This window comes from Neolewinella sp. (genome assembly GCF_965214665.1).
GTDB lineage: Bacteria > Bacteroidota > Bacteroidia > Chitinophagales > Saprospiraceae > Neolewinella.
Genome location: NZ_OZ243970.1, coordinates 2,490,963 through 2,517,787 on the forward strand (window position 1 = coordinate 2,490,963; position 26,825 = coordinate 2,517,787).

The 26,825-nt window shown below is 61.5% G+C and carries 22 protein-coding genes and 1 riboswitch; of the genes, 14 read left to right on the plus strand and 8 right to left on the minus strand.

The genetic code is table 11. The features are described 5' to 3' along the window. Nucleotides 1-22: 22 nt before the first annotated feature. The 8 genes from ACOOHD_RS10840 (at nt 23) to ACOOHD_RS10875 (ending at nt 8,795) form a co-directional block, all read left to right on the plus strand. Entirely contained in the window at nt 23-1,228 is a 1,206-nt protein-coding gene (locus tag ACOOHD_RS10840) for an ABC transporter substrate-binding protein (RefSeq protein WP_420457894.1), read from the plus strand. A gap of 27 nt (nt 1,229-1,255) precedes the next feature. Beyond that, on the plus strand, nt 1,256-2,089 hold the full coding sequence (locus tag ACOOHD_RS10845; RefSeq protein ID WP_420457895.1) for an ABC transporter permease subunit: 834 nt from the start codon (nt 1,256-1,258) through the stop codon (nt 2,087-2,089). Then, nucleotides 2,079-2,840 carry an ABC transporter permease gene (locus tag ACOOHD_RS10850; protein ID WP_420457896.1) on the plus strand — a complete coding sequence of 254 codons (762 nt, stop codon included), beginning with the start codon at nt 2,079-2,081 and terminating at the stop codon, nt 2,838-2,840. The genes ACOOHD_RS10845 and ACOOHD_RS10850 overlap by 11 nt, the downstream gene beginning before the upstream one ends. After that, entirely contained in the window at nt 2,840-3,580 is a 741-nt protein-coding gene (locus tag ACOOHD_RS10855; protein ID WP_420457897.1) for an ABC transporter ATP-binding protein, read from the plus strand. Before ACOOHD_RS10850 ends, ACOOHD_RS10855 begins: the two co-directional genes overlap by 1 nt. Continuing rightward, nucleotides 3,573-4,523, plus strand: a complete 951-nt coding sequence (locus tag ACOOHD_RS10860; RefSeq protein WP_420457898.1) for a radical SAM protein — start codon at nt 3,573-3,575, stop codon at nt 4,521-4,523. The genes ACOOHD_RS10855 and ACOOHD_RS10860 overlap by 8 nt, the downstream gene beginning before the upstream one ends. Nucleotides 4,524-4,622: 99 nt before the next feature. Further along, nucleotides 4,623-5,630, plus strand: a complete 1,008-nt coding sequence (locus tag ACOOHD_RS10865; RefSeq protein WP_420457899.1) for a helix-turn-helix domain-containing protein — start codon at nt 4,623-4,625, stop codon at nt 5,628-5,630. 69 nt (nt 5,631-5,699) lie between these two features. After that, nucleotides 5,700-6,464, plus strand: a complete 765-nt coding sequence (locus ACOOHD_RS10870; protein WP_420457900.1) for a hypothetical protein — start codon at nt 5,700-5,702, stop codon at nt 6,462-6,464. 127 nt (nt 6,465-6,591) lie between these two features. Continuing rightward, nucleotides 6,592-6,774, plus strand: a riboswitch (cobalamin riboswitch). 122 nt (nt 6,775-6,896) lie between these two features. After that, nucleotides 6,897-8,795 carry a TonB-dependent receptor plug domain-containing protein gene (locus tag ACOOHD_RS10875; protein ID WP_420457901.1) on the plus strand — a complete coding sequence of 633 codons (1,899 nt, stop codon included), beginning with the start codon at nt 6,897-6,899 and terminating at the stop codon, nt 8,793-8,795. Here the strand turns inward: ACOOHD_RS10875 and ACOOHD_RS10880 are convergent. From ACOOHD_RS10880 to ACOOHD_RS10890, 3 genes are all read right to left on the minus strand, one after another. After that, the gene (locus ACOOHD_RS10880) at nt 8,761-9,210 is read right to left on the minus strand and encodes a putative toxin-antitoxin system toxin component, PIN family (protein ID WP_420457902.1); all 450 of its coding nucleotides are present in this window, start codon (nt 9,208-9,210) and stop codon (nt 8,761-8,763) included. The genes ACOOHD_RS10875 and ACOOHD_RS10880 overlap by 35 nt on opposite strands. Continuing rightward, nucleotides 9,207-9,407 (minus strand): hypothetical protein, encoded by a 201-nt coding sequence (locus ACOOHD_RS10885; protein WP_420457903.1) that lies wholly within the window; start codon nt 9,405-9,407, stop codon nt 9,207-9,209. The genes ACOOHD_RS10880 and ACOOHD_RS10885 overlap by 4 nt, the downstream gene beginning before the upstream one ends. Before the next feature lie 102 nt (nt 9,408-9,509). Next, a complete protein-coding gene (locus tag ACOOHD_RS10890; protein WP_420457904.1) occupies nt 9,510-10,160 on the minus strand; it encodes a metal-dependent transcriptional regulator in 651 nt (216 codons plus the stop codon). Nucleotides 10,161-10,470: 310 nt separating this feature from the next. Here ACOOHD_RS10890 and ACOOHD_RS10895 point away from each other — a divergent pair, with 310 nt between their 5' ends. Then, a complete protein-coding gene (locus ACOOHD_RS10895; protein ID WP_420457905.1) occupies nt 10,471-12,777 on the plus strand; it encodes a TonB-dependent receptor in 2,307 nt (768 codons plus the stop codon). On the opposite strand, the gene ACOOHD_RS10900 is transcribed toward ACOOHD_RS10895, so the two are convergent. Then, entirely contained in the window at nt 12,752-13,507 is a 756-nt protein-coding gene (locus tag ACOOHD_RS10900; protein ID WP_420457906.1) for an SDR family oxidoreductase, read from the minus strand. The genes ACOOHD_RS10895 and ACOOHD_RS10900 overlap by 26 nt on opposite strands. An 81-nt stretch (nt 13,508-13,588) precedes the next feature. Continuing rightward, on the minus strand, nt 13,589-15,916 hold the full coding sequence (locus ACOOHD_RS10905) for a DUF5682 family protein (protein ID WP_420457907.1): 2,328 nt from the start codon (nt 15,914-15,916) through the stop codon (nt 13,589-13,591). Nucleotides 15,917-16,060: 144 nt separating this feature from the next. Between ACOOHD_RS10905 and ACOOHD_RS10910 the strand changes: the two genes are divergently transcribed. Next, nucleotides 16,061-17,464 carry a serine hydrolase domain-containing protein gene (locus tag ACOOHD_RS10910; RefSeq protein WP_420457908.1) on the plus strand — a complete coding sequence of 468 codons (1,404 nt, stop codon included), beginning with the start codon at nt 16,061-16,063 and terminating at the stop codon, nt 17,462-17,464. Beyond that, entirely contained in the window at nt 17,457-18,557 is a 1,101-nt protein-coding gene (locus tag ACOOHD_RS10915) for a VWA domain-containing protein (protein WP_420457909.1), read from the plus strand. The genes ACOOHD_RS10910 and ACOOHD_RS10915 overlap by 8 nt, the downstream gene beginning before the upstream one ends. Here the strand turns inward: ACOOHD_RS10915 and ACOOHD_RS10920 are convergent, their stop codons facing one another. From ACOOHD_RS10920 to ACOOHD_RS10930, 3 genes are read right to left on the minus strand one after another with little or no spacing between them, the layout of a single operon-like run. Next, entirely contained in the window at nt 18,558-19,133 is a 576-nt protein-coding gene (locus ACOOHD_RS10920) for a Uma2 family endonuclease (protein WP_420457910.1), read from the minus strand. A gap of 21 nt (nt 19,134-19,154) precedes the next feature. Further along, the gene (locus ACOOHD_RS10925; RefSeq protein WP_420457911.1) at nt 19,155-19,643 is read right to left on the minus strand and encodes a hypothetical protein; all 489 of its coding nucleotides are present in this window, start codon (nt 19,641-19,643) and stop codon (nt 19,155-19,157) included. A gap of 53 nt (nt 19,644-19,696) precedes the next feature. Continuing rightward, on the minus strand, nt 19,697-21,907 hold the full coding sequence (locus tag ACOOHD_RS10930) for a transferrin receptor-like dimerization domain-containing protein (protein ID WP_420457912.1): 2,211 nt from the start codon (nt 21,905-21,907) through the stop codon (nt 19,697-19,699). 710 nt (nt 21,908-22,617) lie between these two features. Here ACOOHD_RS10930 and ACOOHD_RS10935 point away from each other — a divergent pair. From ACOOHD_RS10935 to ACOOHD_RS10945, 3 genes are all read left to right on the plus strand, one after another. After that, the gene (locus ACOOHD_RS10935; RefSeq protein WP_420457913.1) at nt 22,618-23,436 is read left to right on the plus strand and encodes a hypothetical protein; all 819 of its coding nucleotides are present in this window, start codon (nt 22,618-22,620) and stop codon (nt 23,434-23,436) included. A gap of 192 nt (nt 23,437-23,628) precedes the next feature. Beyond that, nucleotides 23,629-25,059 carry a pyruvate kinase gene (gene pyk / locus ACOOHD_RS10940; protein WP_420457914.1) on the plus strand — a complete coding sequence of 477 codons (1,431 nt, stop codon included), beginning with the start codon at nt 23,629-23,631 and terminating at the stop codon, nt 25,057-25,059. A gap of 221 nt (nt 25,060-25,280) precedes the next feature. Continuing rightward, the gene (locus ACOOHD_RS10945) at nt 25,281-26,825 is read left to right on the plus strand and encodes a tetratricopeptide repeat protein (protein ID WP_420457915.1); all 1,545 of its coding nucleotides are present in this window, start codon (nt 25,281-25,283) and stop codon (nt 26,823-26,825) included.

Here is a 26,825-nt window from a genome sequence, read left to right on the forward strand (position 1 = left end):
TTGCACCCGCGTCCCCGCCCAAATGAAGCGCTACCTCCCTCTCCTACTGCTCCTTGCCCTACTTAGCTGTACCAGCGAACCCGCCCCCCCACAAAACCTCCCCACCGACTGGCCCGCCCTGGAAGCCAGCGCCCGCGGCAAGACGGTAGACTGGATGATGTGGTCCGGCGACCCGCTCATCAACGACTACGTACAGAACTTCGTAGCCCCGGCCGTGCGGCAGCGCTACGGGATTACGCTGAACGTCGTCCCGGGACAGGGTACGGTCATCGTGCAGACGCTACTGAAGGAGCTCGAAGCCGGCCGCGAGACCAGCGCCATTGACCTCTGCTGGATCAACGGAGAGACCTTCTACCAGCTCCGCCAGATCGACGGCCTCTACGGTCCCTGGACAGAGCGGCTACCCAACGCCCGCTACATCGACTTCGCCAACCCCTTCATCGGCACCGACTTCCAGCAACCCATTGCGGGCTACGAGCTGCCGTGGGGCAACGTGCAGATGACCGTGATCTACGACAGTGCCAAGGTGGCTACCCCACCCTGTACGCGGGCTGAGCTGCTGGCTTTCGTAAAGGCGAATCCCGGTCGCTTCACCTGGCCCACCGAATTCACCGGACTGACCTTCCTCAAGGCATTACTGATCGACATCGCGGGGGGTGGGCAGGCGCTTGCCGGCGACTTCGACGAAACCGGTTACGCCCGGTACAGTAAGGAACTGTGGACCTACGTCAACCAACTCAAACCCTACCTCTGGCGCGAGGGCCGGACCTTCCCCGAGACCCTGGCCGCCCTGCACCAGATGTTCGCCAACGGGGAGCTGTGGTTCACGATGAGCAACAACGACGTGGAGGTCGATAACAAGATCGGCGAGGGACTCTTCCCGGCTACGGCGCGGGCCTACGTGCCGGACTTTGGCAGCATCCAGAACAGCCACTACCTCGGTATCACCAAACTGAGCGACGATAAGGCAGCGGCTATGGTGGTGGCCAACTTTTTGATCAGTCCAGAGGCGCAGCTCCGTAAGGCCGACCCGGCCGTCTGGGGCGATGGCACGGTATACGCCGTGGACCGGCTGCCCGATAGTCTCCGCACGGCCTTCCAAAACCTGCCCGGCCGGGTACACGCGCCGCAGCGGGCGGCTATTCAGGCCAATGCCCTCCAGGAGCTCGCCCCGGAGTACATGATCCGGCTGGCGGAAGATTTTCGGACCCAGGTGATCAACCGGTAGATGAGGCGGCGCGGCAATATCCCATGGTTGTTCCTCCTCCTGGCCGTGGGGCCGGTGGTGCTAGGTCTGGGCTACGCGCTGCTTTACAGTCTGGGGCTGGTCGGTCTGCTCGGTCGCGGCTTCACGCTGGAGCACTGGGGGGCGGTGGTGACCAGCGCAGACTTCTGGGAGGCACTGGGGCTGAGCACCTTTATCGCCGCGGTGACCATCACAATAAGCACGGTCCTGGCGCTGTCGGCGGTACTCCGCTGGCGGGAGCATACGCTGCGCGGACTGCGCACCTACGCCTTCTACCTTCCCCTGGCGCTACCGGCGACCGTTGTGGCCTTCCTGATATTTCAGTGGCTGGGCAATGCGGGGCTGCTTTCCCGGCTGGCCTTCGCCCTAGGGCTCACCAGTTCCACCACCGACTTCCCCACCCTCATCAACGACCGCTGGGGCACCGGCATTATCGTGGCCCATACCCTGATGGCTACGCCCTTTCTGACCATTTTTCTGGCCAATCTCTACCGCAGCGAGCGGGTGCGGGAAGTCAGTCAGGTGGCGGCTACCCTGGGACTGCCACCCGGTGCGGTCGCCCGCCGGCTGGTCATTCCGCTATTGCTGCGGCAGGGGCGGTCGACGCTATTACTCTACGCCGTGTTCGTCTTCAGCAGCTACGAGATCCCGCTGTTGCTGGGCAGTCAGTCGCCGGCGATGCTCTCGGTGCTCACGATCCGCAAGCTGCAGCGCTACAACCTGGCCGATATCCCCCAGGCCTACGTGATCAGCGTACTCTACGCCCTCCTCCTGGTGGCCGTATTATTCCTCTGGCTGGGCTGGAGCCGCTATCGCAGAAATACTGTGCTGCATGAGACCTAGGCTCGGATCAGCACTACTCTTCCTGCTCGCGTTGTTTCCCTTCGCGTTCCTACTCCTGCTGTCGGCGAGTCAGCGGTGGGTGTACCCCGACCTGCTACCGGCGGGCTGGTCGCTACGGCCCTGGGGAGATGCCCTCGGGCGGGGGGACGATCTGGGGGTAGCCCTGCTTACCTCCCTGCTCATTGCCCTTACCGTGGGGGCGGTGGGTACCCTGCTGGGCTTTGCTACGGCGCGGCGGTTGAGTCTGCTTCCCCGAGGCCGGCGGTGGTTGCGGCTGGCCTATTTACCCTACGTGTTTGCGCCGGTCATTCTGGCGGCCTGTCTGCAGTTCTATTTCCTGCGGCTGGGACTGAGCGGGCGGGTGGCGGGGGTGCTGCTGGCGCAGCTGTTCATCGTCTATCCCTACGCCGTCATTCTGGCCAGTAGTTTTTACACTTCCCGGTTGCGCGACATGGAAGATCTGGCGGGGACGCTGGGTGCAAGGCCGGTGGAGGTGGCCCGCAAGGTCTCCTGGCACCTACTGCACGGTCCGCTGGCGATCGTCTTTTTCCAGTCCTTTCTGATCAGCTGGTTCGAGTACGGCCTCACGCTGCTGATCGGGGTGGGTAAGGTGGCTACCCTCCCGCTGAAGGTCTTTCAGTTCGTCAACGAGGCCAACATCTTCTACGCGGCCATGGCGGCGAGCTTGCTGGTGGTGCCACCGGTGCTGTTATTGTGGATCAATAAGCGGCTCTTATTCGTTACCCGCTAATGGAAGGCTACCTCGACGCACGGCAGATTAGTAAAACCTTCGGGCGGGAGCGCGTGCTGAACGACTGCTCCCTGCAACTAGCGAAAAGCAGCACCCTTAGCGTCCTCGGTCGCTCGGGTAGCGGCAAAACCACATTGCTCAAAATCATCGCCGGACTGGAAACGGCCGACAGCGGCACGATCTTGCTGGATGGCGATTCGCTCGACCACGTCCCTCCGCACCAGCGGGGGGTGGTGTACCTCTACCAGGAGGCACTGCTCTTCCCCCACCTCAATGTCTTCGAGAACGTCGCCTTCGGGCTGCGCATCCGCAAGGTGCCCGAGCCGGAGCTCCGCGAGCGGGTAAACCAGATGCTCGGCGAACTGCGTGTACAGGATCAGGCCCGCAAGTCACCCGATCAGCTTAGCGGCGGACAGCGGCAGCGGGTGGCCTTCGGACGGGCGCTCATTATCAATCCGCGCGTACTGCTCCTCGACGAGCCCTTCGGTGCCCTCGATGCCCGTACCCGGGGGGAGATGCAGGAATTCTACCGGCGTATTGCCGCTGAGTACCGTATCACATCTGTCTTCGTCACCCACGACCTGAAGGAGGCCCTGCTGATGGGCGACCGGCTGGCGGTAATGGAGGGGGGTAGTCTGACGCACTACCCTAGCCGGGAGGCCTTCGTGGCGGATGCGCGTACGGGCGTGGCTGGGGAGGTGGCCTTTTGGAAAAATCTTCAACTGAAAAGTCATGAATAGCGACTTCCACCACATAGAATCCGTCTACTGGGTCTTTACCCAGCTCTGCAACGACCACTGCGACCACTGCTACAACGCCAGCGGACCGCAGGGCGCCCGCATCTCCCACGACGAGTGTATGGCCATCATCGAAAACCTGCCGGAGCGGATGGACCGGCTCATCCTCAGCGGTGGCGAGCCCCTGGCCGACCGGAAGCTGCTTTTCGCCGTCCTCGACCGCCTCCGGGAGCGCTACGGGGATACGGTGCAGCTCATGCTCCAGACCAACGGTGACCTACTTACCCCGGCCCACCTTGACACCCTCATCAAAAAGGGCGTCACCCGCTTCGACATCGCCAGCATCGACCGCTTCCACAAGGCGGCCGGCTCGCGGCTGATGGAACTGGCCGAGCTCTTCGAGTCCCGCGGCGTCGATGGCCAGGACAAGGACCCCCTTATCGAGAAAGACACCTACCTCCAAAAATCTCGCCTCAGCTGGGGCTACTGGGGCGCCAACGAGGAGATGTGGCTCGGCGGCAACTGGGCCCGTGGCCGCGCTTTAGAAAAGGACATCTGGCTCCGCGATCCCCGCCACAACTTCTGCACCATCCTCTCCGGGGCCCGCAATTTCCTGGGTGGCTACACCGACATCCCGCAGGAGATCAGCATCCAGCTCTGGCGTATCAACCCCTGCTGCCCGGGCACCAAGTTCCCAATGGGCGATGCCCGCGTAGATAAGGTGAGCGAGGTACTGCAGCGCATGTCTACCCATCCCGTCTTCCGGCACCTCAACGACGGTAACCCCTACCGCATGGGTGAGCACCTGGGCATCAGCGAGGCCGAGGCTATAGCGCAGGGCACCGCCCTCCAGAACGTCTGCCTGTACTGCGATCACTTTTTCGGCGAGTACATGCGCGAGCTGGAGCGGGGAAGCTTCGTGGCGTTGCCAATTGCCGGTCGCTAGCCTGGTCGTCTGCCGAGTCCTTTTTGGTCGGTCCACGGCCGACCCAAAAGCTCGTCTGCCGACTTACTCCCTATCTTCCCTACCCTAACCCCACTTGGCATGCTACTCCGCCTTCTCCTCCCACTGTTGCTTGCCACCACCTACCTCCCCGCCCAAACCCTCATCGAGGGCCACGCCCCCGCCGCCTACCGCAATCAGCTCGTCCAACTCGATATCCTGGACGACCACATCGATGTGGTGACCATCGCCGATTATATGATCCTGGCGCAAACGGAAGTGGATTTCACAGGCTATTTCCGCTTCGGGGCGCTCACCTTGCCCAAGGGACCGAGCTATTACCGCATCCGCTACCGCAATTGGGCGGACCCGCCGGTAAGCATGGACTTTGAGAAACGTCACTACCTGCATGCTGTAATTAAGGCAGGAGACACGTTACGGGTCGATGGGCTTGAGCCGACGGGCGGGAGCGCAACCAATACCGCACTTGCCCGCTTCGAAGCGCAGTTTGATACTTACGCGGATGCCGATGACCCTACCCTACCAACGCGTGCACGGGAGGAGCTGACCCAGCTTCGCGACGATTACATACGCCGAACTATTCAGGATACTAGGGCCGATCCCTACGTCAGGGTTTTTGCCTTGGGCAAACTCGGAGAGGATGCCCCCAATCAGCAAGCCCTCCAGTCCGGTAGCGAGGCACTGGCTTTCACCAATCTTCCCCTCTCCTATGAGGAGCAACTGATGCACGACCTCGGCGGATTCACCTACCGGGACCTACAGCGGCAAAATACCTGGCTGAAGTTGGCACTTGGCATCCTGTTCATTATCACCGGGTACTGCTGCTGGTCGCTTTACACCCGCCGACCCGCGGCCATGGCATCACAAGACTCACCGACGCCAGTAGCTTCGAATGAACTTACCGACAAGGAGCGGGAAGTCCTGGAGCAGATTGCGGCCGGCCATAGCAACAAGGAGGTGGCGGCCCGGCTATTCGTATCCGTATCGACCGTCAAGTCGCACATTAACAGCATCTACCGAAAGCTAGGTGTGACGGACCGCCGCGCGGTGGTGGAGGCGTGGGAGGAGCAAAATTCCACCCCGGTCTAGTCCCCTTTTCCACCCCCGAATCATTGCGGTAGCGGGGGCAATCCGGGTTATTGCGGCAAAACCAGCCGAATGAAATCCTTCCTACTCCTTGCCCTTACCGTTTGCAGTTGCACCCGCGTCCTCGCCCAGATGCTGGATTCCGTGTGGACACAGGCCGATGCCGCTGACTACGTCACGAGGCACAATGACTCCACTACCTGGGATATGGAGCTATTCGCCGAGGACCTGGCCCACGAAAGTGATACGGTCTGGGCCCGTAGCTTAAAACCTGCTTTGTCCCCGCTACCCACCCCGGTGCCCGGCTACGACTGGGGCTACGTCAGCATGCGGATCACCGAACTCGATATCGCCGATAAGACGATCCTCGGAGCTACTTACGCCTACGCGTACGATCAGTACCGCCATAAGCCAACGGAGGACTCCCTGGCCTACTACGGAACGTTCTTCAACATATTCGTGCTGACCGATACGGTGGGCGATAACACCCGCGCCCTAATGGTCAACTCCCGCAACGCCCCCCACTACCTCGGTACGGGCAAGCAACTGACCTCGATAGGACCGGTAGAATTCGCGCAGCTGTCACTGGCGAGCGGCGAGAACTTCGCGATCGTCAGCCAGCAGTACTTCGATCTGCGGCAGGGCCGTACCGTCCTGGTGGCCCCGCTGCGGGATGGCTCCGTACGCTTCCTGCAGCTCACGGACTCACCGGAGAGTATGCGTAGTGGTGCAGCCGGTGAGGAGTATAACAACGCCGTGATTCAGGCCTTTCAGCAGCAGTTGGAGATGGATCCCCGGGTGATCGCTTTCTTTACCCAGGCCGGTACGCTAGAGTAATACTACCTCCCTGCAACGCCGCTAGACGTTGGCCTCTGTCTACCTCATTCACACCCTATGCCGCCGGCTCTGTGGTACCTCCGTGAAGCCCTCCGAATCCTCTGTGGTGAATCCTACCAACGCCAGCAAATAGCACCCTACCTTCGCCCCCGCGAAGCGGTAAGGGAATCCGGTAGAAAGCCGGAGCTGTCCCCGCAGCTGTAAGCCCCACCACGGGTGCTACCCACTCAAGCCACTGGACTCTCCGGGTCTGGGAAGGCGGGTACCACCGGGGCGAGCCAGAAGACCTGCCGCGGCGCGCCATATCCTACCAGCCCTTCGGTGCGAAGGGGCGGGGAGCCGGGTGTACGATCTTGTGGGCAGTCCTCAGGGCGAGTCCCTACCGGTTGTTCCCGTGACCCACCCACCAGCGCCGCTCATACCCGACCGACCATGATCCAGCGCCTGCTTTCCCTTACCCCCTTACTCCTTTTCTCTTTAACCCCCTGTCTAGCTCAGGAGTCCCCCACCCTTTCCACTACCGGCGAGGAGGTCGTGGTGACCGGTGCCCGCTACGCCCGCACACTAGCCGAGAGCCCCGATAAGGTGACCGTCATCGACTCGGCTACCATTGCCCGCTCGCCCGACCTGGGGCAGCTGCTACAGGAGCAGGCCGGTATCGTAGTAAATGGTGCCTACGCCAACCCCGGCAAGGACAAGAGTATTTTCCTCCGCAACGGCGCCAACCAGTACACCCTGATCCTGGTTGACGGCCAGCCTCTGGTCGACCCCTCCTCGCTGGGCGGGGCGGTGGATCTGCGCCTGCTCTCCCTGGAGGGCATCCAGCGCATCGAAATTCTGCGGGGTGCCCGTTCGCTACTCTACGGCTCGGATGCGGTGGCCGGGGTGATTAATCTGATCACGACCGGGGCTAGTGCGCCCGATCCAGTTAGTGTGCACCTGCGCGCCGCCGCCCAACGGTACGCTACGTATGAGGGAAATGTGGCGGTGTCCGGACAGACTGAAAAGCTCGACTACCGCCTGGGCTACGACTACTTCACGACGGGGGGACTGAGCGAGGCCGTGGAGCCGGAGTCCAGTCCGGAGGAATTCGACCGGGACGGGGCCACGCGGCAGACCTTCACGGCCAGCCTAAGCTACCGACCTACGGAGCAGCTTACGATCCGCCCCGCGCTGCGCCGGGCGAGCTTCGATGGGGACTACGACGCCGGTTCCTTCCAGGATGCGGACAACAGCTACACCAACGAACTCTGGCTACCGAGCCTGGCCGTCGACTACCTGCAGGACCGGTACAGCCTGGGCGCGCGGTACAACTACGCGGCAACCGACCGGGTGTTTCAGGACGCGGTCTTCGGGGAGAGTCCGTTCCGCGGGCGGGCGCAGCAGGGAGATGTGTTCGGTAATTTCGCGGTGGGTAAGCAGCTTCAGCTTACGGCGGGGACGCAGGTGCGGTACGAATCGTTGGAGGCCGGCGCGGGCGTGGCGGATAGTCTGGACGCAACCAACCTAGCTCCCTACGTGCAACTGAGCTGGCAGGTGGCCCGGCAGCTGCTATTGGAGGGGGGCTACCGCTACAACCACCACAGCGCCTTTGGGGGGCAGAGCAACTACTCCCTGGCCGGGCGGTTGCAGGTGACGGCCTCCTGGAGTGTGCGGCTGTCGGTAGCGAGCGCCTTTCAGAGTCCTACGCTGGATCAGTTGGGCGGGCCGTTCGGGGCTAATCCGGACCTACAGCCGCAGGTGTCGACCTCGGTGGAGCTAGGCACGCGGCTGGCGGGGGCGGACGGGCGGTATGGCCTGGATGTAAGCGTGTTTCAGCGCGACATTGAGCAACTCGTCGTGTACGACTTCACCCTCGGCTACCAGAACCGCGACGAGCAGCGGGACCGGGGCGTGGAGGTGGAGGCCAGAGGCCGGCTGAGTGAGCGGTTTATGGCCAGTGGCAATTTTACCTACGTGCGGGGTCGACTTACTCAAGCCGATAACCTCGGTACACTGACTGAGACAGAAGACTTTCCCCGCCGGCCGCGGGTGACCGGGTTTTTGGGAGTGACCTACGCGGCGACCAAGTCCCCCTTTACGGCCCGGCTCACGGGTACCTACGTGGGGGAGCGGCAGGATCTATTCTTCGACGCGGACTTTATGGCCTTCCGCCCCCAGCTGGAGGCTTACGTAGTAGTTAATGCCTATGCGGAGTATAAGCTGCTGCGGGACCGTAGCCTGACGGTGTTCGGGGAGGTGCGTAACCTGACGGGCAGTGAGTTTGTGGAGGTGATGGGCTTTAGTACGTTGGGGGTTACTCCGCGGGTGGGGGTGGGGTGGGTGTGGTAGGGGAGATGCGATTTTTCAGTCGCGTTAACAACTCATCACTGCTGCAGACTTCAATAGGAGGGAATGCTATCCCGCTGAGCACGTTAAAGTGCTTATCGTCAGTGACTAAAAAGGTAGCGTTCCCGGCTACCGCACAATCCGTGAATTTATTGTCGTCAAGGTCGGCCTGGATCAAGTTCCACCTAATGTACACCTCGACCTGAACAGAACTTGGCAGTTTCACTAATAGATTAGCGACGTTGTTGGACACCGAGGCTGTGGTACGCTGTTCTAATATTTCGGTGTACTCCAGGAGGATATCGGTACTGAGCAATAGCTCGACCTTGCCGTGTCTTATCGCATCAAATATAGGACGGTAGGGTGAAGTTTTTGGGAGCGATTTGAGAAGAACGTTGGTGTCTAATACAACTTTCACCTTTCAGGCTTGTAGGCGGTGCGCATATGAGTAGCACCCCATTCGTCTACTTTGTCCTTCACTGACCAGCCCTTCTCCTCGAATAGTCTATCCATATCCTCGTCAATTCGATTGGCAAAGTAGTCTACCAGATGCTGCCGGAAATCTCGGAGCTGATCGTCGTCCATCTCGAACCGAAAGGCCTGTAATATTTCCATTTGAACGTTGCTGAGCGGCTGTACCATAGCGTTAGAGGAACTGATTGGACTAATACAACGAATTGTTCTATGGGCTGGTTGGCTGACCTAAGCCAGCAGTCGTCACTCCACCAGCAGCTTACTAGCCACCACCTTACTCAGCACCTCGCGGGGGTGACCGGGGTAGCTGACCGTCAGCGAGCCATCGTAGGCTTCCTTCTTTTCGATGGTGAGCTCGGTGCGGAGGCTAAGGTCGCGGCCATTGAGGTAATGTAGGAAGTCATTGGAGGAGTGGTCGAGTCCGCTGATGGTGGCCGTTTCACCGACCAGGCACTCATCCAGGCGGCGGTGGTGGAGGTCGTCAATGCTGCCCTCGGCGTCGGGGATAGGCGAGCCGTGGGGGTCGATCCTGGGGTGGCCCATGAGCTTGTCCATGCGGGCGAAGAAGTCGGGGCTGTCGACGTGCTCGATCTGCTCGGCGATGGTGTGGACCTCCTCCCAGCCGAAGCCCATGACGTCGACCAGGAACATCTCGGTAAGGCGGTGCTTACGCACGACCAGGGCGGCGGCCTTACGGCCGGCTTCGGTGAGGCGCAGGGGCTGGTACTTTTGGTAGTCGACCAGTCCGCGCTCGCTGAGTTTACGCACCATGCTGTTGGCCGAGGGGGTGCTGACCTGGAGGGCTTCGCCCAGTTTGGAGATGGTGGTGCGGCCTTCGGGGTCGGCGAGGGCGAGAAGGGCCTTGAGGTAGTTTTCTTCGGTCGGCGTAGCCATGGGGCTAAGGTAGACTTCCCTTCGGGAAGGGAGACGCCTTCGGCTGGTTAGACCCCTGCCGGGGGTAGACCGCTTCGCGGGTAGACCAGTACAATGCTGCCTCCGGCAGCGGTAGTACAATGCAGCCTCTGGCTGCGCTGGAGTACACTGTAGAGAAAGTCGGCAGACGAGCTTTTCTGTCTGCCAAGGCAGACAGAAAAGGACTCGGCGGACGACCGGGCATGAACATTGTTAGACTAATCTAACTTTTATAGTAGCCACGTGTATCTTTGCTGTACTTCATGTTTACCGCACCTGCGTCCCCGCCCCTATGTACCGTATTTTTATCCTGTTTGCCGTGTTCTTCAGCACCTCGCTTTTCGCACAGACCGGCTGGGTGAGGGGTACGGTGGAGAGTGAGGAAATAGCTGTACCCCACGCAACAATCGGTACTGAAAACGGCAGCCAGGGTACGGTGGCCGACGCGGAAGGAGCATTTCTGCTGGAGCTGCGCTTAGGCGATCACCGACTGCTAGTCTCCGCGCTGGGCTACACTCCGGTTAGCGAGGAAATCACGGTGCGGGCCGGCGATACTACCGAGCTAACCCTGCACCTGGAGGGAAGCGCTGCCGTTCTGGAAGACATCGTAGTGACCGGCACGATGAAGGCCGTAAGCCGCACCAACAGCCCGGTACCGGTGGAGGTGTTTACGGCGAGTTACTTCCGGGCCAATCCGACACCGAGCGTGTTTGAGAGCCTGCAAACGGTGAATGGGGTGCGGCCGCAGCTGAACTGCGCGGTCTGTAACACGGGCGATATTCACATCAACGGACTGGAGGGGCCGTACACGATGGTGCTGATCGACGGGATGCCGATCGTGAGCGGGCTCTCGACGGTGTACGGGCTGACGGGCATCCCACAGAGCCTGATCGAGCGGGTGGAGGTGGTAAAGGGGCCGGCCTCGACGCTCTATGGCTCGGAGGCGGTGGGCGGACTGATCAACGTGATCACGAAAGCGCCGGAGGATGCGCCGCTGGTATCGGCCGACGTGCTGGTCTCCGGCTGGGGGGAGGTGAATACGGACGTAGGGCTGAAGACGCGCGTCGGCAAGGCGCAGTCGCTGCTGGGGGTGAACTACTTCAACTACCAGCAACCGAAGGATAAGAACGGGGACGGGTTTACGGACGTGACGCTGCAGGACCGGATCTCGGTGTTCAATAAGTGGTCGTTCGAGCGCTCTGCTGACCGAGTGTTCACGCTGGCCGGCCGTTACGTGTACGAGGACCGCTTCGGGGGCGAGCTGGGCTGGGACCGGGGTAACCGGGGAAGCGACCAAGTGTACGGCGAGAGCATCTACACTAACCGCTGGGAGACCTTCGGTACCTACCAGTTGCCGCTGCCCGAGCGGGTGACCTTCCAATTCAGCACCAACGGGCACTATCAAAACTCGGTGTACGGGGAGACCGTCTACGACGCGACCCAGTACGTGGGCTTCGGGCAGCTGACGTGGAGTAAGACGCTGGGCCACCACGACCTGCTGCTGGGTACTTCTTACCGCTATACCTGGTACGACGATAACACGCCAGCTACGCAGCAGGTATCGCGCACCCACCTGCCGGGGGCCTTCGTGCAGGATGAGTTGCGGCTAAACGCTAACAACGTCCTGCTGCTGGGCCTACGTTACGACTACAACAGCCTACACGGCAGCATCCTCACGCCACGGCTGAACTATAAATGGAACTCGACCAGCGGACTCGATATCGTGCGCCTCAGTATCGGTAACGGCTACCGGGTAGCCAACGTTTTCACCGAGGACCACGCCGCCCTGACCGGGGCCCGGGAGGTACGCTTCGCCGATGAGCTGCTACCGGAGACTAGTTGGAACGCGAATGTGAACTACGTGCGGAAGTTCTTCTCGCGCGGCGGTACGGTGGTGGGCCTGGATGGATCGCTGTGGTACACCCGTTTCGGCAACCGCATCCTGCCCGATTACGAGACCGATCCGAACGCCATCATCTACGCCAACCTGCGGGGCTCGGCCGTGTCGCGGGGGGCCAGCCTGACCGGTGACATAAGCCTGCGAGGCGGCACGACCCTCAATGCTGGCGTGACGGTGCAAGACGTGTACACCAACGAAGAAGGCCTCCGCAAGCGTCAGTTGCTCACGGAGACCTTTTCGGGGGTTTGGCAACTGGGGGTACCGATCAAATCGGCCCTGTTGCGTATCGACTACACCGGTAACGTCTACGGCCCCATGGACCTGCCGCTGCTGGGTGAGCTCGACGACCGGCCGGGCCGCTCGCCCTGGTTTTCCACTCAGAACCTACAGCTTACCAAGACCTTCGCCAATGGCATGGAAGTCTACGGTGGCGTCAAGAACATCCTCAACTACACCCCACCGGTGAATAGCATTGCGCGGGCCTTCGACCCCTTTGACCGGGGGGTGGAGTTTGGAGCCGATGGCTCGGTGGTGGCTACGGAGGGGAATCCGCGGGGGTTGACCTTCGATCCGAGCTATGTGTATGCCTCGAATCAGGGGCGGCGGTTGTTTATTGGGTGGCGGTGGGCGCTGGAGGGGGTAAGCGTCCGACGCTTGCAAGCGTCGGACGCTTTTATCCCACCAGCGCATTCAGAATAGCCCCACCATCCACGGTATATTCACTCCCCGTCACGTAAGCCGCTTCATCGCTAGCCAGAAAAGCTGCCACGTTAGCCACCTCCTCCGGCTTTCCGAAGCGCTTCAGCGGCACGACGTCCTGCATAGCCCCGGCGAAGCCGGTGAGTTGCTCTTCGGGCATACCGGTCTTACCGAAGATGGGGGTATTGATAGGACCGGGATTGATAGCGTTGACCCGGATGCGGCGCGGGGCTAGCTCCGTAGCGGCGGTCCTGGTGTAGCTGTTCATGGCGGCCTTGGAGGCGGCGTAGACGGCCGTATTGGTCATCCCCGTATGGGCATTGATGCTGCTGAGGTTGATGACCGAGGCCCCCTCGTTAAGTATGGGGAGGAACTTCTCCAGCGTAAAGAGCGCGCCCTTGAAGTTGATGCCCATCTGCCGGTCGAACATCTCCTCGGAGATGCTGCCTACGGGGGCGGGCTCGAAGACCCCAGCGTTGATGAACAAGATGTCTACACCCCCGTGCTGCTGCTTGATCCGGTCGGCGAGCTGAGTGATGGCGGCTACGGAGTTGACGTCTGCAACCAGTCCGCTGACCCCGAGTTTGTTGGCGGCTTCCTTGACACGATCCTGCGAGCGGCCGGTGATGATGACCGTGGCCCCGTCTTGCTTGAAGCGCTCGGCGGTGGCGTAGCCGATCCCCGAGTTGCCGCCGGTGACGACGGCCACTTTCCCTGATAAATTAGGCATGTGTATGTGGTTTTTGTGTTGGATAATGCAATCTGTAACGGTCGTTACAAATTATAGTTTCATTTCCGTGAAAGAAAATGCCTAGGCGATCCAGCCGATCAGTTGTTGCAGCAGGGGATCGGGCGGGATCCCGATAACTATTGGGGGTGCAGCTTCCCCGGTGGATGCGGCAATCCCCTTCCCGCTCCGCAACACCAGCTCCATCAGCCGTTGGCGATCGTAGCGCGAGAAGCCGGAGAAGGTGCGCCGCAGTTGGGCCACTACCTCCTCGAATTCTTCCCACTCCAGTCCGGCGACCCAGGCGTCGATGAGGTCGAATAGTGGGGGGTAGTGCAACAAGAGTTGTCCGCTGCCGTGTAAAAAACCACCGATCCAGGCCGCTACCGCCCGAGCACCCCGGGCGCGACTGAGCGCGCGGGAGAAGCGGGTAGCGGCCTCCCGCCCGTCGACCCGCTCGCGGTCGTAGAGGAGGCGTAGGCAGTGCCCCTCCACGCCGGGGTAGACACCGGCGTTGGCGGTGCGGAGCAGCCCGTCGAGCCAGAGGGCATCGAGCTCCTCGTTGCCGAGTTGCGCCAGGTTGTAGTTGGCGGCGGAGAGCAGCTCGACCATGGCCTCCCCCCGTTCGTCGTCGAGGTTGGTAGCAGCGGCGGGCAGTCCGGCGGTAAGGCGGGGTAACAGCTCCTCGATGACAAGCAGCAGGGCGGTGGTATCGGTCTTGCGACTGTCGCCATATCGGCTGGTCTGTACCAGGGCGGGCAGGGCGGCGAGTAGGGCGGTAATGTCGGTGGTCTCGGCGGCGCGCTCGCGTAGGAGTGTCATCATGCGGGGCACCACCTCGGGCAGGGCAGCGCGTAGGCACTGTAGCGTGAGCTCAGCCAGTCCCTGCACCAGTTGCAAACCGCCAGCCTGTTCCCGTGCGTAGGCCGCCGCCGCCGTAGCCAGCGTATTGCCGTAACTACCGCGCTCGATCACGAATAGGCTAAACTCCGGTTGCCATTCCAGCAGCCAAACCTCCTTGAAGCTGCTGAGACTGTCCGGTCCGCCGGGCTGTAGCTTGCCCCACTTGATATCGAGCAGATTGAGCCGGTGCAGCAGGTGGCTTTTGCGCAGGTCGTTTGGCTGACGCAGGTCGATGCCGCCGCGTGGGTCCGACTTAGTGGCCTTGAGGTAGTGCTGGCCGGCCGTCTCCCAGAGCTTGCTCATACGGGTAGACTTGATCTCGGCGCGCAGGTCCTCCAGTAGCGGCACGGTGGTCACGTCGGGGGGTACGAAACCGACCGTGCTACCTACCGTAAGCCGCTCGTGAATCAGCGCCAGCCGCTCCCCCACCCCGCCGGCCAGCGTACTCAGCACGGCCTGCTCCAGCTCCTCGATACCGGGTCGCTCGTGTCCGCGTAGGGTAGCCAGGGTGGTGGCCAGTCCTACCCCCTCCGTAGCCATCGCCGGACTAGCATCGAAGCCCTCCTCACGCAGCAGCCCGGCGGCGGCGGCCATCCACCGCTCCACCGCCGCCTGCGGAAAGTCGAACAACATAGCGTACCAGGCCGGCGAGGTCACCCCCGCCCCGTAGCCCGCCCCCCGCGCCAGCCGTGGAAACGACCAGGGCACCCAGGCCTGACTGATCTTCACCTTCGGTAGTCCGCGTAGAATGGCCTTATCGGTACTAGCCTTACGCACTAGGGTATCGTGTACCGCCGGTCCGTGCCAGGCCCCGATCACGATGGCCACCCGCTCGAAGTCGCCCTTGAGCGCCTTGCGGATCTCCTGGCGCATGTAGGCCTCCCGCTGTTCGTTCTCTGCATTCGAGGCTTCGGGGAAGGTATCGCGTAGGTCGGTCACGATCTGTAGAATCGCGGTGAACGTCTCCTCCGCACCACTCGAAGAGTCGGGTCCCTCCCCGTCTCTCGAGTAACCCCTTTCTAGGGTAGCATCCCACCAGCTCTCGCTATCTGGGTATCCGGCCAGCTCAGCCACTACGGAAAGCGGATCGCGCCGCAGTTGCCGGGTCAGCTCCTGCTTACTCTTGCCGGGAATGATGGAGAGCACGTTCAGCTCCTCCTTGGGAAAGAGAATGAACTGCTCCTCCTCCCGGTAGGCCAGGGAGTGCCGCGCCGGCAGGTCGATGGGCCGTACCTCCACGCCGTGCTCCTGCGCCCAGTCCATCGCCTGGTACTCCGGGCTAAAGCGCGCAAAGGGGTAAAAACTCGCCCGTTCGATGTCCTTACTATCGTACAGCACCAGGGCCAGTGGCGGGTGCATCCCGGGCAGGGTGAGCTGGCGCAGCGCGGGCAGGCTATCGGCGGGGGCCTCCAGCAGGATCAGATCGGGCTGCCAGCGCTCCAGCACCGTCCGTAGCCGGCGGGCCGAGCCGGGGCCGTGGTGACGGATGCCGAGGGTGCGCACTTGCATGGGGTGAAGGTAGGGAGGGAGTGTGGGACGGGGGATGGAGAGACGGGGGACTGGCAACCAGCAAGGACCTCGAAGGGTTCGTTGGGCACGCAAGTGCCCTTCGTACCTTTGAGCGTCCGTATCGCCCTCCACCCGCGCCCCCCCATGCACTCCTCCCCCCTAAAACGCTGGCTCGTAGGCCTTACTCTCCTGGCCGTGCTGCTCTTCTCGGCCTACCTGTGGCTGAAGCCGCTGCTGAGCATCGGCGGCGGGTATGCAGCCAAGCATGCGTGTAGCTGTCACTTTCTGCAGGGGCGGGAGTTGGCGGAGATCAGTGAGAATGATCTGAATTTTAGTGTGCTGGGGTGGTATGGGTTAGAAGTGGAGGCAGATACTGTGCGCTCGTCCATCCTTGGCCTGGTAGACCGGCAAGCAGTACATCTTCCGGGTCGGGGCTGCGTGCTCATCAACGCAGAGGGACAGGCATTACCAACGGGCGTCCCGATAGCTATCGGGACAGGTGCAAAGGACCTAGCGCAACAACAGACAGCACCTACCCAGCAAAGCAAATACCAAGCTGCCCTAGCCTACGGCATGCAACCCGTCCCCGGCGGCGGAGCCCGCGGCATCGTCGTGCTACAGGATGGTAAGCTCCTCGCCGAGCGCTACGCCGAAGGGTATGATCGCAACACGCCCCTGCTGGGCTGGTCGATGACTAAGACGGTGACGGGCTTACTCGTCGGCTTCGTCAGCCGAGTTCAGGGTGATTCGCCCACAGCGAATCGCGCTGCTCGTATGCCGAATGGATCAGCTAATTCGGCAGACGAACTTTCTGATTCGCCTTCAGCGAATCAGAAAGAATTCGGCGGACGAACAGCCAACCTCTTCCCCACCGCCTGGACCGACAAGCGCGCCGAGATCACTCTCGCCGACCTCCTCCACATGAACTCCGGCCTGGCCTGGAACGAGGGCTACGGCTCGATCACCGATGCCACCGTCATGCTCCACGAGCGGCCCGACTTCGCCGATTTTGCCCTGCGTAGCCTGGTGATCGAAGCGCCCGGTACGGTCTGGAACTACTCCAGCGGCACCACCAACATCGTGATGGAGTACCTGCGGCAAGAGGTAGGCGGTAACGACCAACTTTACGCCCTCATCGACTCCGTCTTCGGTCCCATCGCCCCCTCCCTACTCATCGAGCCGGACCAGAGCGGCCGGCCAGTGGGTAGTAGCTACGGCTGGGCCACGGCACGCGACTGGGCCCGCCTGGGGCAGTTCATGCTACAGGATGGCGTATGGGACGGCCGGCGCATCCTTCCCCCCGGCTGGATCGACTTCATGCGCGAGCCCGCCGCCGGCAGCGACGGCGTGTACGGCGGTCACCTCTGGCTACCCGGCCCCGACATGCCCTCCCTGCCGGCCGATGCCTACATGATGCGCGGATTTCAGGACCAACGGGTATTCGTTATCCCCAGTCGGAATATGGTCATCGCTCGGCTCGGGCACGGGGAGGATAAGGTCACCGATTTCGACGGGCTAGTAAGCCGCATTCTAGCTGCCAGTGAGTGACTACGATGAATACCAACGTAAGTGGCGCCTCATCCTCGGCCGCTACGCCCAGGGTGCCGACGGCGGACCCGAGCTCCCCGCCCGCGCCGCCGGCATGGATGCCACCCTAGAAGCCCTCTACGGCTCCGATGAACGCAAAGGGGGCCTCGGTGCTTCAAACCCCAACGTCAACCGCTGGCTCGGCGACATCCGCAAGTACTTCCCCACGGATACCGTACAGCTCCTCCAGCGCGACGCCCTCGAACGCCTCGGCCTCCAGCAGATGCTCCTGGAGCCGGAACTGCTCGAAACCATCACCCCCGACGTTCACCTGATCGGCACCCTGCTCACCCTCAAGAACGTACTGCCCGAACGGAGCCGCGAGACCGCCCGCATGGTGGTCCGCAAAGTCGTCGAGGAGATCGAACGCCAGCTCCGTCAGCCCCTGCAACAGGCTATGGCCGGTCGCCGCCGCCAGCAGCTGCGCACCCGCCGTCCCCGCCCCACCGACATTGACTGGGACCAGACCATCCGCGTGAACATGAAGCACTACCAGCCGGAGTACCGTACCGTACTGCCGGTGAGTCTGCGCGGACAAAAACGCAGCAAGGCCGGTCTGAAACACGTCATCCTGCTCATCGACCAGAGCGGCTCCATGGCCACCTCGGTGGTGTATGCCGGCGTGCTTTCTTGTATCCTCGCGAGCCTACCCAGCGTGAAGACCCACGTCGTAGCCTTCGACACCAGCGTGGTGGACCTGACGGCCCAGCTACCCGACCCCATCGAGTTACTCTTCGCCCTCCAGCTCGGCGGCGGTACCGACATCGGCCGGGCCCTGAAGTACGCCGAGCAGCTCAACGGGAACCCGCGGGATACGGTGCTGGTCCTACTCAGCGATCTATTTGAGGGGGGCTCGGTAGCTAATATGATGCATAGCGTACGCCGACTGGTCAATACGGGCCTCACCTTCCTACCCGTGCTGGCGCTCAACGACCAGGGTGCCCCGGCCTACGACCACGAGGTGGCTGCCCAGTTGACGGAGCTGGGATTGAAGCCCTGTGCGAGTACGCCGAATGCGTTTGCGGAGGTACTGGCGAAGGCGCTGTACGGTTAGCTAAGGCAATAGGTCATTGACATACACCGTGCCCAGAAGATTGCTAGTAAAGCTGCCCCCTTTCGCATGGTGAATAACTGATTGATAAACCCCTTCCTTAGTATCGGGATCAGTATGCACTTCCACCTTACGAGCATTCAAGTTGATGATCCAATACTCAGGGATGCCAGCGGCAGCATAGATAGGACCCTTTACTTCGCGATCCTTCTCAACCGTTATTTTAGCCACCTCGATGAGGAGCAGTATATCGTCCGGTACAGGATGTCCCGCCCGCTTTCCCTTAGCTCCACGGCGCGCAATAACGAAGTCAGGTTCCGGTTCAGAATTATTGGGTAGCGTTACGGGATTTTCCGAGCGCAGACGGTAGCTCGTCCCTAGTCGTTCAAAGAAATAGACAGTAAGTCCTTCTACGGTAAGCGCGTGATCTTCCCCAATCGGCATAGTCTCAATCAAATCACCTAACAATAACTCGACGCGATCATCCTCAGTAAGGAGACCGAGCTCAATGGCTTGGTGATACCGTTCGATCGTCCAGGCAAAGCCCTCCACCAGATGGGACTGTAGAATGCGCGTCATACGCCTAAAGATAAGGCTCCCCTAAAAACTGATGTCCACGATCCGCAGCCGCCGGAACTTCCCGGGGCGGAACTTACGCGTACCCAGCACCTTGATCAGGAGATAACCCGCGCCCACTGAGGTAGCCGTGACCAGGGCATCGTCGACGCTGTAGCTCGTCGAGGGGTCCTTATCGGTGGCGTAGCCCAGGGCGGCAAATACCGACCAGCCGGCCCCGAAGGTGATGAGTCCGTAGCCAAGCTTGGTAGCAATGGTATTGCCCTGGTACACGGACTCGATCTCGTCCAGCAACACGTAGCGGTCGTTGATCACCAGCGCCTGAATATCAGGGCGCATCTCGCGGATGTAGCCCTCCTGCCAAAATTTATCCCCCTTCATCCGAAAGCGCAGCATATCCCCCTCATACACCCGCTCGCTCTTCGAGCTGGTCAATTTTTCAAACAGCAGCACCCGCTGGGCGCGCACGCAGGTGCAGACTAAGACGAAAAGAAGCAGCAAAAGCAGGCGCATGCCAATGCGGGGTTAGTGCGCCACAAAGAGGGTGGCCCGGCGAAGATAGTTGCCTACTTGGTAGCCACCAGGCCCAGAATACGCTGCATATGCTCTGCGTAGGTATTTAGTACCTCTCCCAGCCGGTCGATCTGCTGCTGCGCCTCGGTAAAGTTGCGCTGCTCAATGGCCTCCCGCACCCCGGGTAGGGTCTTGACGCCGTAGCCCGTGTAGTAGCCCGGTGCGTAGACGTGATGCACGAACCAGGGTCGCCGCGGCAGCCCTTCCTCGCGGGTCAGCTGCCGCTCCAGGTCGATGAAGAGGTCGTTGAGGCGCTCGCGCTCGGCCGGCGGTAGTTTTACGGCCTCGGCCGTGCTGTACTTACCGGCCAGCGACTCGATGCGGTCCAGGCCATTCTGTAGGGGGGCGAAGTTGAGGTAGGGCACCTCCTCTTTCGGCTCGGGGGTGACGAAGGACTCCGTAGGATCGGCAGCTAGCTCGTAGGTACCCTCGGCGATGAGCTTGTTTTCCTGGGCAGTCTGCTCACGCATGTTGTCGGCCAGCTCCATCACCTCCTTGCCGTAGGTCTTCAGCGTGGCCGCCATGCGCTCGAACTCGAAGGGCAGGACCTCGGCATCCGCCAGGCGCAGCGTGGTCCGACCGGCCACCCGCACCAGGGCCGCCCCGTAGCTGAAGTCCGGGTCCTTAAAGCGCTTGTAGTGGGCGTAGCTGTCGTACATCGTGTGGTACTCGCCCCCGCTGCTCTCGCCCCCGAAGCCCATATTGAAGGCCGCGATGCCGAGGTGCTGGAAGAAAGGTGAGTAGTCCGAACCGGAGCCCAGGGCCGAGAGCTCGAAGTGCTCCAGTTTTTTCCCGTCGCTGACCTGGCTCTCGGCATTGGCGCGGGCAAAGACGCTGACCCCGGTCTGCGGATCCTCCACATCCCCGGCAATCTCTCCGAAAAATTTCTCCAGCGTATGCGAGCCCCCGGCACCAAGAAAGCCGCGCCCCGTACCGTCGGTATTGATGTAGGCCACGGCCTTTTCGCGTAGTTCATCGGCGTGGGTCTCTACCCATTCGGTGCTGCCCAGCAGACCGGGCTCCTCGGCGCCCCAGGCGCAGTACTTGATCGTGCGCTTCGGGCGCCAGCCGGTCTTGACCAACTCGCTGACCACCCGGGCCTCCTCCATCACCGCCACCATGCCGCTGATGGGGTCATTGGCCCCGTGCACCCAGGCATCGTGGTGGTTGCCGCGCAGTACCCACTCATCGGGATACTCACTGCCGTCCAGGGTGGCGATCACGTCGTAGGCCGGGGCCAGCTCCCAGTTGAATTCCAGTTGCAGGTGTACCCGCGCCGGACCGGGGCCGATGTGGTAGGTCACCGGCAGCGCCCCCCGCCAGCCGGCCGGAGCCACCGGTCCGCTGAGTGCTTTGAGCAGTGGCAGGGCATCGTGGTAGCTGATGGGTAGGACAGGGATTTTGGTGAGCCCCTCCGCTTCGGTGTAGTCCAGCCGCTCGGCATCCTCGGTAGCTCCGTAGCCGGGGGTGAGGGGGTCGCCGGGCTGGGCGGGCAGGTCCATCACCGCGCCGCGTTGCACACCGTATTCGTTTTTGAAGGCTCCATCCGGGTAGGTCTCGCCCTGGTAGTAGCCATCGTCCTCGGGGTCGGAGTAGAGGATACAGCCGATGGCTCCGTGCTCGGCGGCTACTTTGGGTTTGATCCCGCGCCAGCTACCCTGGTATTTAGCCAGGACGATTTTGCCCTCGACGCTGATACCCCGCTTGTCCAGCTCCTCGTAGTCGGCCGGCACCCCGTAGTTGACGAACACCAGCTCGGCCGTCACATCACCGTCGATGCTGAAGGCATTGTAGGGCGGCAGGGCCTCGTCGGTCTGCTGGGTTGAGGGGTCTCCCTCTACCGGTGGCTCCTCGAGCAGGGCGGTGTAGGTCGTGGGTTCTAGTAGTTCCAGCTTGCGCAACTTTGGCGTGGGGAAGAGCACGTCGAAGCGCTCTACCTCGACCTCATATCCCCAACTGCGAAATTTTTCGGCCATATAGTCCACCACCTTCTTATCGTAGGGCGAGCCCACGTGGTGGGGCCGGGCGGTCATGTACTGCATCCACTCGTCGAGGTTGCCGGGCCGGACGAGGGAGTCGAGCTCAGCTTCGATACGGCGCTCATCTTGACTGGCTTCATCGGTGAAGCCCATCAGCGACTGGGCGTGGGCGGGGACGCAGGTGCAGAGAAAGGCTACAAGGAGCGGGGTAAGTCGGGTCAGCATACCACAAGATAGGTTGGGCATAGCGATACCTTGCGTCGAACCCTAACTATTGGGGGTACTGCGGGGTGCACCCAAGGTTAGGCAGTGTCCGGTGCGGGAGCGGAGAGGTGCTGCTCCTGCCGTAGATTAGGCTAGAACTCCAGGTCGTCGACGAGGAAGCCGCGAAACTCAACGAAAGCCGTGCCACTGGAAAATAATTCATTTCTCACAGTAATGACGTCTCCGGCTTCAAACATGAAGAGTGGACTGGCTTCACTGACCCTAGGCGCGCAGTCCACGGTTTGGCAGTTGAGCCGTATCGTTCCGAACTGCCGGTCAGCGACTTACACGCCGCCCCGTCGTACCCTTGGAAGTCCGCGTCCGTAGCGTTGTACCGCAGCGTGCCCGCCGTAGGGGCGGTGGCATCGTCCGTCAATTTGCTCTTCCCGTTGACGTCGAGGGCCTGCTCGGGGTTGTTATTGTTGCGGTTCATAGGGGGGCGGCCGGATGGAGGCGCACCTATCTAAAAAAGGCCGGTGACCGCACTCGCGCACGGCCCCCGGCGGGTACCAATTCAGCCTTACAAAATTGTACTGGGGTCGAGTGGCTCACTGGGTCTCTCTCGTCTTTATATGCAGTATGATGGCAGCTTGTTACCCGGAGGCCCCACAAATTGCACTGCACCGGCGGCCCCGCCCTAACCTTTCTCGGTTGGTGTGTTTAAAGGGGGTATGGATATCCGCTTTGTGCCCCAGGACCAGATCGACAAGCAGCTCTACAACAGCTGCGTGCATTTTGCTACCAACGGCAGCCTGTACGGCTACGACTGGTACCTCAACGCCACGGCCAAGGAGTGGGACCTGCTCGTGGAGGGCGATAATTACGTCACCGCCATGCCCCTGCCGAAGCGCAAAAACTGGTGGGGACGCACCTACCTGACCCAGCCCAGACTCATCCCCGACCTGGCCGTCTACAGCGTCAAACCCCTAAGTCCCAAGCGTATACAATGTTTTTGGGACGCTATACCTGACGAATTTCGCGGCGGTACCCTCACCGTAGAGCCCGCCAGCGTACCCAAAGACCCCCGTCGCTTCGACGTCGTGCAGGCCGCCGGCGATGCCCTGTTCCTCAACAAGCCCTACGAGGAGATCACGGACGACTTTCCGGCCGACTACTACGCCCGCATGGCCCGCTCCGAGGCCGCCGATCTGCTGCCCGCCTCCAACCTCAAGCCCGAGGCCGTGGCCGATTTCTGGCTCCGGGTCAACGGCAAAACGGCCGATAACGAATGGACCTACCACGCCATGCAGCGCATCATGTACCAAATCATCCACCGCAGCTGGGGCAGCGCCCAGGGCGTACAGACGCGCGACGGGGAGCTGCTGGCCGTGAGTTTCAATGCCTATAGTCACAACCGGATCTTCCCCCTATTCCGGGCGGAGAGTGAGGCGGGCGCGGCCGCGGGTGCAATGACGTTGCTGACGGATACGATACTGCGCAGTCATGCCGAGCGCAATCTGAAGGTAGACCGGCGCTTTGCGACCGGGTAGACCCCTCGCTTACGCGTTCGGAGGTAGACCGCTGCGCGGGTAGAGCTCCGCACGGCGGGCCTGCGAGACGAGTCTAACCCGTAGGGTCTACCGCGCGCAGCGTCTACCTCCGAACGCGCCAGCGAGGAGTCTACCCGGCGAAGCCGGTCTAATACGCTATTATTGTGTTTTCTAAACTAAGTAAACACCCCAATGACCGACCACCAGAACACCAAGATCGTCGCTACCGTAGGCCCGGCATGTAGTTCGTACGACGGACTGATGAGCCTGGTCGAGGCCGGCGTGGATGTATTTCGCCTAAATTTTAGCCACGGCAACCACGAGGACCACAAAAAAGTAGTGGACCACATCGTGCGCATCAATAAGGAACGGGGTACTCACGTGAGCATCCTGGCCGACCTACAGGGGCCGAAGCTGCGGGTGGGTAAGATGGAGGGCGATGGCCTAGAATTAGAGCCGGGGCAGATCGTCACCTTCACCAATACGGAATGTGTCGGTAACGCGGAGCGGGTGTACATGAGCTACCCCCAGTTCGCCCAGGACGTGACGGTGGGCGAGCGGGTACTGGTGGATGATGGTACGCTGGTTTTTGAGGTAGTCGATACCAATGGCCGCGATACCGTGAAGTTGAAGGCCCTCTACCCCGGCACCCTGAAGTCGAATAAGGGGGTAAACCTGCCAAATACGAAGATCAGTCTGCCGAGCCTCACCGATAAAGACCTCGAGGACCTAGCCTACATCCTGACCATCCCCCAGGTCAACTGGATCGCGCTGAGCTTCGTGCGCCAGTCGCAGGACTGTAAGGAGCTACGTCAGCACATCGACCGGGCCGGCCACCAGGCCAAGATTATCTCCAAGATCGAAAAGCCGGAGGCCATCGAGAACATCGACAAGATCATCAAGCACTCCAACGGCATCATGGTAGCCCGCGGCGACCTCGGTATTGAGATGCCGATGGAGCGACTGCCGATCATCCAGAAGGAGATCATCCAGAAGTGCATCCAGCGCGCGCGGCCGGTTATCGTCGCTACCCAGATGATGGATTCTATGATCACCAACCCCGGCCCCACCCGCGCCGAGGTCACCGACGTCGCCAATGCCGTGCTGGACGGTACCGACGCGGTCATGCTCAGCGGCGAGACCAGCGTAGGCCGCCACCCCGCCCTGGTGGTGAAGTGGATGAACCGCATCATCGAGGAGGCCGAAAAGATCTACGAGATCGGTAGCAAGCGCCCCAAGGCCAATTCCAAGAGCGGCACCTTCGTCAGCGACGTGATCACCTCGGCCGCCGCCTGGGCCGCCCAGAACGTCGGGGCCCGCGCCATCACTGGCATGACGCGTACAGGCTATACCGGCTTCAAGCTCTCCAGCTTCCGGCCTACGGCCAAGATCTACATTTTTTCGGACCTACCCGAAATCCTTAACACCCTTAACCTCTGCTGGGGCGTACGGGGGTACTACTATGACGGTTTTAAGGGTACGGACGAGACCGTCGGCGATGTCACCGACATCCTCAAGCAAAACGGCCACGTACAGCCGGGCGACATGATCGTCAACACCGGTAGCATGCCGCTGGAGAAGCGGGGGCGGGTAAATATGATGAAGATCACGGAGGTGGAATGATGGGTGGTTGTTGAGTTATTGGGTTGTTGAGTTGCGGGTGGGATAGGCGTCGGAGGTGTGACTTTCGTTCCGTACAATGCTGCCTCCGGCTGCGCCATGCAACACCTATCCCACCTCCAACGACGGCAACGCAACAACTCACCAACCAACAACTCAAACCACCCCCTTAAACTACACCACCACCTAAATTCGTTCTCCCTAGACCTACGCTTCCCACCGCTATGCGTCTACTCGCCCTACTCCTGCTCCTCTCCCCCCTCCTATCCGCCCAGGGCGAAGTCACCGAGCTAGAGGTAAAACAGCAGGCCCAATTTATCGAAGCGAAGCGGGAGGCGCTGCTGGGCAAGACCGATGAGGCGATCACCTTATTCCGGACCCTGCTGGAGGCCGAACCGAAGAACGATGCCATCCTGTTCGAACTGGCCCGCCTGGAGTACGCCGCCGGCAACTCCAGCGCCGCCATCGACGCCCTGCGCCAGGCCTACGCCGCCCGCCCGAACGATGTCTATGCCGCGTTCCTGGCTGAGCTGTTCCAATCATCCGGACGGTATCAGGAAGGAGCCGAACTATACGCCGAGCTCATCGCGCAAAACCCCGCCGTGGCAGAGAATTACCTGGAGCGTGCAGCCTTCCAGGTCCGGGCTCAGGACATCAAGGGCGCCATCAAGACCTATGAAGAGCTCGAAGCGCGTAGCGGTATCAATCCTGAAGTCTCACGTCGCAAGCACGCCCTGTACCTGGGTATGGGCGACCAGAAGCGAGCGGAGCGGGAACTGGTTGCACTCGTGGAGGCCTTCCCCCAACAGATCAGTTACCGCCATTTGCTGGCTGGCTACTATAGCAGTCAGGGCGATGATAAGGAGGCCCGCCGGGTGTACGAGGATATCCTGGCCATCGAGCCGGCCGACGTGCGGGCCCAGTTGGCGCTACAGGACACCGGTCCGCAAACTATTGACGCTGGGGCTACCGATGATGGTGAGCTGATGGCCCTGCTGGCCCGCACCGACGTAGACCTCGACCTCAAGATCGGCAAGCTCCTGCCTATGATCCAGCAGGTGGCTAGCACGAACGACCGCGCCCTGGCCGATCGCCTGCTCGCCCTCACCGCCGAACTGCGCCGCGTGCATCCGGATGCAGCTAAAGCCGCCGCCATCGAGGGCGATCTCTACTACCACTCGGGCCGACTCACCGAGGCTGCCGCCGCCTACGAAGCCACCTTGAAGCTGGACGACACGGTCTATCCAGTATGGGAGCAGCTCCTGGCTACGCTCTACCTTAATAATCAGTCGGTCGAGCTACGGGAGTATGGTGAGGAGGCTCTGGATGTGTTTCCCAACCGCCCCTCCGTCTACGTACACTACGCGCTCGGCGAGGCCTTTCGCGGCGATTTCGGCGAGGCGAATAGTTTTGTGCAGCAGGCGCAACTGATGGTGAGCGCTAGTCCCGAGGCCACTGCCGCGCTGGAAGAGTTCGCCAAGGCACTCAAGCAACTGGAAGACGGTAGCAGTGGTAAGCTAGACACCGACCTTCTCCCCGGTGGCCCCACCGCTCCCCTGGCCTTTTACCTGGAGCAGCGTGCCGATCCGGATGCTAGCGCTCTGTCCGCCGCCGATCACCCGGAAAATACCAATGCCCTTCTCCTGGAGCTGATGGGCGACACGCAGAGCAGTGCCGGCAACAAAGCCGCCGCCGCCGACCTTTACCAGCGGGCGAAGGCCGCGGGCAGTAAGTCTGCCACCCTGGCCCAGAAGATCGCCCAGCTCTAA

Excerpts from the sequence above, each read along its gene's own strand:
- ACOOHD_RS10885 (WP_420457903.1), bottom strand. The coding sequence starts at position 9,407 with ATGGAAATATTACAGGCCTTTCGGTTCGAGATGGACGACGATCAGCTC.
- ACOOHD_RS10890 (WP_420457904.1), bottom strand. The coding sequence starts at position 10,160 with ATGGCTACGCCGACCGAAGAAAACTACCTCAAGGCCCTTCTCGCCCTC.
- ACOOHD_RS10875 (WP_420457901.1), top strand. The coding sequence starts at position 6,897 with ATGATCCAGCGCCTGCTTTCCCTTACCCCCTTACTCCTTTTCTCTTTA.
- ACOOHD_RS10930 (WP_420457912.1), bottom strand. The coding sequence starts at position 21,907 with ATGCTGACCCGACTTACCCCGCTCCTTGTAGCCTTTCTCTGCACCTGC.
- ACOOHD_RS10945 (WP_420457915.1), top strand. The coding sequence starts at position 25,281 with ATGCGTCTACTCGCCCTACTCCTGCTCCTCTCCCCCCTCCTATCCGCC.
- ACOOHD_RS10855 (WP_420457897.1), top strand. The coding sequence starts at position 2,840 with ATGGAAGGCTACCTCGACGCACGGCAGATTAGTAAAACCTTCGGGCGG.
- ACOOHD_RS10925 (WP_420457911.1), bottom strand. The coding sequence starts at position 19,643 with ATGCGCCTGCTTTTGCTGCTTCTTTTCGTCTTAGTCTGCACCTGCGTG.
- ACOOHD_RS10900 (WP_420457906.1), bottom strand. The coding sequence starts at position 13,507 with ATGCCTAATTTATCAGGGAAAGTGGCCGTCGTCACCGGCGGCAACTCG.
- ACOOHD_RS10865 (WP_420457899.1), top strand. The coding sequence starts at position 4,623 with ATGCTACTCCGCCTTCTCCTCCCACTGTTGCTTGCCACCACCTACCTC.
- ACOOHD_RS10870 (WP_420457900.1), top strand. The coding sequence starts at position 5,700 with ATGAAATCCTTCCTACTCCTTGCCCTTACCGTTTGCAGTTGCACCCGC.
- ACOOHD_RS10840 (WP_420457894.1), top strand. The coding sequence starts at position 23 with ATGAAGCGCTACCTCCCTCTCCTACTGCTCCTTGCCCTACTTAGCTGT.
- ACOOHD_RS10935 (WP_420457913.1), top strand. The coding sequence starts at position 22,618 with ATGGATATCCGCTTTGTGCCCCAGGACCAGATCGACAAGCAGCTCTAC.
- ACOOHD_RS10895 (WP_420457905.1), top strand. The coding sequence starts at position 10,471 with ATGTACCGTATTTTTATCCTGTTTGCCGTGTTCTTCAGCACCTCGCTT.
- ACOOHD_RS10905 (WP_420457907.1), bottom strand. The coding sequence starts at position 15,916 with ATGCAAGTGCGCACCCTCGGCATCCGTCACCACGGCCCCGGCTCGGCC.
- ACOOHD_RS10920 (WP_420457910.1), bottom strand. The coding sequence starts at position 19,133 with ATGACGCGCATTCTACAGTCCCATCTGGTGGAGGGCTTTGCCTGGACG.
- pyk (WP_420457914.1), top strand. The coding sequence starts at position 23,629 with ATGACCGACCACCAGAACACCAAGATCGTCGCTACCGTAGGCCCGGCA.
- ACOOHD_RS10860 (WP_420457898.1), top strand. The coding sequence starts at position 3,573 with ATGAATAGCGACTTCCACCACATAGAATCCGTCTACTGGGTCTTTACC.
- ACOOHD_RS10850 (WP_420457896.1), top strand. The coding sequence starts at position 2,079 with ATGAGACCTAGGCTCGGATCAGCACTACTCTTCCTGCTCGCGTTGTTT.
- ACOOHD_RS10910 (WP_420457908.1), top strand. The coding sequence starts at position 16,061 with ATGCACTCCTCCCCCCTAAAACGCTGGCTCGTAGGCCTTACTCTCCTG.